Annotated in this window: 8 protein-coding genes; 5 read left to right on the top strand and 3 right to left on the bottom strand. The window is 39.4% G+C overall.

Translation table 11 applies throughout. The features are described from left to right. Positions 1-231: 231 nt before the first annotated feature. Together OU793_RS23380 and OU793_RS23375 are read right to left on the bottom strand one after the other, a co-directional pair. Positions 232-531, bottom strand: a complete 300-nt coding sequence (locus OU793_RS23380; RefSeq protein ID WP_159404083.1) for a type II toxin-antitoxin system RelE/ParE family toxin — start codon at positions 529-531, stop codon at positions 232-234. A gap of 7 nt (positions 532-538) precedes the next feature. Beyond that, positions 539-781, bottom strand: a complete 243-nt coding sequence (locus tag OU793_RS23375; protein ID WP_005442033.1) for a type II toxin-antitoxin system Phd/YefM family antitoxin — start codon at positions 779-781, stop codon at positions 539-541. Positions 782-1,020: 239 nt separating this feature from the next. On the opposite strand from OU793_RS23375, the gene OU793_RS23365 reads away from it, so the two are divergent. Then, positions 1,021-1,533 carry a hypothetical protein gene (locus OU793_RS23365; RefSeq protein WP_159404084.1) on the top strand — a complete coding sequence of 171 codons (513 nt, stop codon included), beginning with the start codon at positions 1,021-1,023 and terminating at the stop codon, positions 1,531-1,533. A gap of 754 nt (positions 1,534-2,287) precedes the next feature. Here the strand turns inward: OU793_RS23365 and OU793_RS23350 are convergent. Then, a complete protein-coding gene (locus tag OU793_RS23350) occupies positions 2,288-2,719 on the bottom strand; it encodes a hypothetical protein (protein ID WP_043038654.1) in 432 nt (143 codons plus the stop codon). Positions 2,720-3,489: 770 nt separating this feature from the next. Between OU793_RS23350 and OU793_RS23345 the strand changes: the two genes are divergently transcribed. The 4 genes from OU793_RS23345 to OU793_RS23330 all read left to right on the top strand — a co-directional run bounded on the left by OU793_RS23345 (position 3,490) and on the right by OU793_RS23330 (position 5,808). Further along, positions 3,490-3,837, top strand: a complete 348-nt coding sequence (locus OU793_RS23345) for a hypothetical protein (protein ID WP_031410908.1) — start codon at positions 3,490-3,492, stop codon at positions 3,835-3,837. A 152-nt stretch (positions 3,838-3,989) separates the two neighbouring features. Beyond that, positions 3,990-4,523, top strand: coding sequence for a hypothetical protein (locus OU793_RS23340; RefSeq protein ID WP_140104155.1), 534 nt, complete (start codon positions 3,990-3,992; stop codon positions 4,521-4,523). Between the two features lie 135 nt (positions 4,524-4,658). After that, on the top strand, positions 4,659-5,426 hold the full coding sequence (locus OU793_RS23335) for a hypothetical protein (RefSeq protein ID WP_159404085.1): 768 nt from the start codon (positions 4,659-4,661) through the stop codon (positions 5,424-5,426). 166 nt (positions 5,427-5,592) lie between these two features. Beyond that, entirely contained in the window at positions 5,593-5,808 is a 216-nt protein-coding gene (locus OU793_RS23330) for a hypothetical protein (protein WP_025611452.1), read from the top strand. Positions 5,809-5,963 lie beyond the last annotated feature (155 nt).

Raw genomic sequence — 5,963 nt, 5'->3', positions numbered from 1 at the left:
GCATTTCACTGTTTTTATGTTCAGAGGTGTCGCACTTCGTACTTGAATCCAAGAAGCCTAACAAACGCTTTAAGACGGATTCGCAACGCGTGGCATTTGTGGTTTACGGCAAATTTAGTGATTTAGGTGGTATGCGGAAACATCGGTATTGCGTTGCTCACCACTTAAGCGGGCGTTAGTTTGCATGGATAAACTTTCACCCCAGTTATTATTTCTAGGGTGAAAGTCGTGTTATTTCAGATGATTCTGGGGTAGCTGTGATTGACCTAAGACACCAACGACTAAGATAAAGTCATCTTCTTTGATGAAATAAGCTGTGTGTTTTCCAATCGGGAAAAAAAAGCCATTTGGGTATATCTCGTCACAACTTCTTCCTAAGTCTGGATTATCAGCTAGCATCTGAAACCCTGATAGCAGAGTATCTTTGTAGTTACGCCACTGTAATTCAGAAAAGTTTTCAACAGTGTAGTCTTTTACTTTGCGCAAGTGAGATTGCGCTAAGTTACTTAGCTTGTATTTGTTCTTTTGCATAAGTTAGTTACAGCGAGTTCAGAAAGCTTTCACCATCAACAGTGTTTCCATTGTTCAAGTCTTCTTTAGCTGACTTAAAGCAGTGTTTGAGGTACTCAACTTTCATAGCTTCTAGCTCTTCAAAGTCACGAATGGACATGACAACGACAGTATCTTTACTGTTTTTGCTGATTTTTACTGGCTCGCGTTGTGCGCTCAGAAGTAGTTCGCCGAAATTTCGTTTGGCATCATTGGCTGTTAATGTATGCATGGTCAGTTCCCAATTGAGTGTACAGTTAGATTATAATGTATCGCATGAAATGTTCAATTTAATTAAATCGTGCGATTTGTGCGAAATGTAAACTAACAAACTGTTCAAGAGGGATTCGAAACGCGTGGCATTTTCACTATGCCTTGGTTTAAGTGATTAAGGTGGTATGAGGCGGCTTAGGTATTGCGTTGCTCACCCCTTAACAGGGCGTTATATGAAAAGATAGGTTTGGTGGCATTTTGGATTGGTTAGAATTAAAACCGTCAGAAATAATTGCGATTTGTGCTGTTATCGTATCAGTCATTTCACTCGTAGTAGCTAATAAAACACTTAAAGCTCAACGTACTCACAATAAATTGTCGTTGAGACCTATTGTGCATATTTCAAAGGGAGACTACGAAGACAAGATTTTCGTTAAAGTGAAAAATTATGGGCTAGGTCCATTAATAATAAAAAGCTGTGAAATCAATAAGTTTGGTCAACAATACGATACGTTAGTTGAGTCGTTAGGCGATAAAGCATCAGAAATTGTTTGGGACACGTTCGCTGCTAATATAGATGGTCGTGTATTGGCTCCTCAAAATGAGTTTATTTTAATTGAAGTAACATTTGAGGACGGTTTTGATGATCGAATCAAAAAGGAAATCAGAAGATCTCTTGCATCTACGACAATCACAGTACAGTACACTTGTGTTTATGGTGAGACTTATCCAGAAGAGCGGGAAAGACTATCTTGGTTTTCTAGGCACTAACTTCATATAACAAACTGTTTAAGAGTGATTCGCAACGCGTGGCATTTTCACTATGCGTTGATTTTAGTGTTTAAGGTAGTATGCGGCGGCTTTGGTATTGCGTTGCTCACACCTTAACAGGGCGTTAGTTTGCAATAGGAAAAACGCGCCTATATCGCAAGACCTAGTGGTAAAAGCTTAAAGTTGAAATTGTCTTATCGGCATTCAATTTCAGTGTTAACTTGCGTGGTGTAAACTCAAAATTGGTATCGTTTCAACGGTTGATTTGTTCTTTGGTGCGGCGACTTTTGGGTTAACTGAGTTGAACTTTTTTGCTGAGACTCTGCTCGTTGAGTTTGTTGGTATAAAAGCCGATCTACTCGCTGAAGTGACGCTTTCTTTGGTGTGGTTCCACCTTTCTTAGGCATGAATAACCAATATGCAGGCAAAATGTACGAATTAGTTCCAATCGGATGCTATTTCATGGCTTTACTTCCAGATATGGAAGAAGCAGAAACTGAGGCGAAAGCCTTCGTATTTTTCGCTTGGTGTGGTCTTATTCTCATAGCATCTTTCTTGGTTTACTTTAAGTTGCATGTGTGGTGATCGGTGCCAGTACGCATATAACAAACTGTTCAAGAGGGATTCACAACGCGTGGCATTTTCACTATGCGTTGGTTTAAGTGATTAAGGTGGTATGCGGCTTCATCGGTATTGCGTTGTTCACCCCTTAACAGGGCGTTATGTGACTAGGGGCGTGTTGCCCCTATGGTACTTAAAACCCGAGTTGTGATGTTGCAATGCCAGCTAAAACACCATACCCCAAATTTATACATAGATCTTTGAGTGTATTAAGTGCTCTAGAGTAGTTGATTGCGCTGTTTTGAGGTACGACTTGTTTTAGTTCTTCTTTGACAGCGTTTAGCTGGCGATTAATTTTAGCTTTAGCTATTTCATTCTCAATTTTATGTAATTCTTCAGTAAACTCTGAGAAACAATCGTCAAGCTCAGATACTCGTGCATCCAGGTATTTACTATATGCTTCGGGAGTTAGCACTTGATTGCCATCAGCATCTAAATTTATTACTTCACCATTTTTCCCAACATCAACAACAACAACCTGAGACATATCATCGGTAACTAAAATATTACGCTTTAGCTGCAAACCATCAACTTTTGCACCTTCTCCAATATTAATAAACTTCATAATCTCTCTCCTAGTTATTAAAGTTATAGTAATCTAGGTGCTTATTTCGAGCAATGATTACCACACGTAGTACGTCACATAACAAAGCGTTTAAGGCAGATTCGCAACGCGTGGCATTTTCAGTTAAAAATGGCTTTAGTGTTTACGGTGCCATGGTTTAGGTGAGGTGGTATCGTTGCTCACTACTTAACGCGGCGTTAGCTTACTCTCTAAAAATTAGAATCTTATAGCAAATGTTTAGCGCCGAGCTAAATCGAAATATCGTGCTCTGGCAATGTTTTATCTTGTACTCGTCTTGTTCCTGTCTAAGCTGTATCAGGTATCAGGTATCAGGTATCAGGTATCAGGTATCAGGTATCAGGTATCAGGTATCTGTTTGATATCAAGGCGGTGCAAATTCAAGCATCGCCTCGTTAGGTGTAAGTGGCAAAGCCCTCGTGTGAAATCAGCAATTCAAATGTCAGCTTTTGTGTGTGAAGCTCCGTGAGTCTCCACGCTCGTCGGTTTTAGCCAGGTTCAAGGTAATTCAAAGTTCAAACCTGTAAATTCGGCTCAGTGGTATGTCTCAAGTTCATACTTCATGGCGTAGTAGGGTTATTTTTTGGTATACAATGGCTTGCATGAATTAAGCTAACAAGGCGTTCAAGAGGGACAGTCAACGCGTGGCGAGTTTGGCTCAAATCTTGGCACTGGTGTTTACGGTATTAAATTGAAGTTTGGTGGTAGCGCGTTGCTGCCCCTTAACGCGGCGTTATGTTCTAGGAGAAAAAATGGGTTTCATTAATAAAGAAGTTATCCGTGGAATCACGGGTGTTTCTGATGAAGAACAAGCATCAATAAAGGCATTTTTGCAAGGTGCTGTCTATTGTTGGTGCAAGAATCGCAGAAATGAATGGTTCTCTCTTAGAGACTTAATGGGTGGTGACAATTTCTATTGGCAAGGGACACCACTAATTTCCCTCTACGAAAAACACGAAGCTAAGGGAAGTGACGATCCTGTAAAAGATGCAGGCAAAGATGCAGGGTGGTTATTAAAGTCGGTAATTGGCTCAGATCGGAGGCAGTTTGATACTAAAAAAGAAGACCTTATTCGTAAGTATCGTTGGACTGGTGAGTAACGCACATAACAAACGCTTTAAGACGGATTCGCAACGCTCGGCGGTTTTGGTTTGAATTAGCTTTAGTGTTTACGGTGTAATGGTTGAGTGTCGTGGTAATGTTGCTCACCACTTAAGCGGGCGTTAAATGCCAAAATATGATTAGGAGAATAATGGAATACTTTACTTACATCACTGGTATTGCAGCTTTAATCGGGTTTGCGCTACAGGTTTTTGATGCGTTACCAAGTTATCGCTCATATAGGCAGAAAATGTTCTATCTACTATTGGGGCTATTTCTAGGGAGTCTTGTAACAGCTTTTGACGGTTCAAAAATTAGTTTCGCATTCGAGATCTCTGAGCATGTTCTACTAGTCGCTCTCATCTGCGCTTTTATTGCTTGGTGTTTGTATGTTGCCAAAAACACACATCGTGATGAGTTTTTTGTTGCATCCGGTTTTGGTGCAATGATCTTACTTGTGGTGTTAGCTGCTGGAAATATACCTAGGTCTAATGATGATTTCGCTAAGCTAACAATATCTGAGCTATTGCAGCTAAGTGAAAGTTCGTTACGAGAAAATGATTTCGATCGCGCTATAAAACATCAGGAAATGGCATTGAAAAAAGTACCTCCTAAAGATGTTCGGTATCCAATTATAGAAAGTAAAATCGAGAAGATAAAAACAATGCAGGTTGATGGCATTTAACAAAGCGTTCAAGACGGATTCACAACGCGTGGCGATTTCAGTTCCAATTAGTTTAAGTGTTTAAAGCACAGTGGTTTAGGTAGGGTAGTCTGCGTTGTTCACCACTTAACGCGGCGTTAAGCATCAGGAGGAAAAATGGTTACAGGTACTATTTCGGGAAGAGAATATACAGAAGAGGATATTTTTGATCCCCGTGTTTATCCAAGAATGAAAGAAGAACCACTACTCAATGATGATGATTGTTTGGTAGTTCCCGTTAGGAATGAAAATGCTCCTCATTTTCGCCGTGTTGGCAGCCCGTCATTTGGGACAAGATTAGGACGGGATGAGAACAACCCAACTCATGATGAATGTGTTCAGTACATTTTTGATGAGTTAAATGATGATGAAAGAGACAATGTTCAATTTTCAACATATGTGTTCAACGATAACAGGCAGTATGAAGAGCAGGTTATATTTAAGCCAATTGATGGTGACAATTACTCTTGGTTTATGGAAAACGATTGTCGAACAGCATTTAGTGACGATACATATATAAAGCCAGACTTGGCTGGTAGAGATGTAGCAAAGTTTTCTCCGACATCAGCATACCCGAATGTCATTTTGGAAGTGATCAGAACTCATATCCCAGATCAAGACACATTTAAAAAGCTTTTTGAGCTTTCAAAGTGTAATTACCATATCTATTTCTACTTTATCGCTGAAGGAAATAATAGCTCTAGGATAAATCACTTACGTAATGATGGTCAGATTTTGACTATCAGAGTATCTCACTATTTAATAGGTGGGAAACTGTTCAAAAATGGTCAGGAGTATTATTCTCAAGGAGAAAATGACTCATTTGAACACTGGTACAATTACTTGAGAAACAGTTATTTTATAAATGCAAGAGAAAATGCTTAACAAAGCATTTAAGAGTGATTCCCAACGCTTGGAATTTTTGTCTACGCGCTGGGTTTTGTGTTTACGGTGCAATGGTTTAGGTGTGGTGGTAGCGTTGCTCACACCTTAATGCGGCGTTAGCGCGCTAAGTCGACATGATATTTATAAACATTATTAAGAGGATAAGATGAAATTTAATATGTCTGTTAATGATAACTTTGCTTCATTCTTTGATGAGGGGAGTGAAATTTATATTTTCGTTGATAGTTTTGATAATGAAAACTTTGATGTGAGGCTAGGAAATATAAGTGAATCAGAGTTAATTGGCTCAATTTCTGCGAAAAGTGACTCTGAATTGAACTCGAAGCTTGAAGAGCTTTATCGTAGCTTTATGGAGGGGTAAACATGATTTCACAAGCTCAAATAGCTGCGCTCGAAAGTTCAGTAAATGAGATTTTACGTCGCCATAAAATGTCATTTAAGTTATCTAAGCACTTTGTTAAAGGGCTTTGTTGCGTAATTCGATGGAACTAAATCAAGAAACTACGATCTGAGCGG

This window comes from Vibrio sp. VP6, from assembly GCF_028823755.1.
GTDB lineage: Bacteria > Pseudomonadota > Gammaproteobacteria > Enterobacterales > Vibrionaceae > Vibrio > Vibrio parahaemolyticus.
The sequence above is the reverse complement of the archived record's forward strand: the minus strand, read 5'-3'. Positions and strand labels throughout refer to the sequence as shown.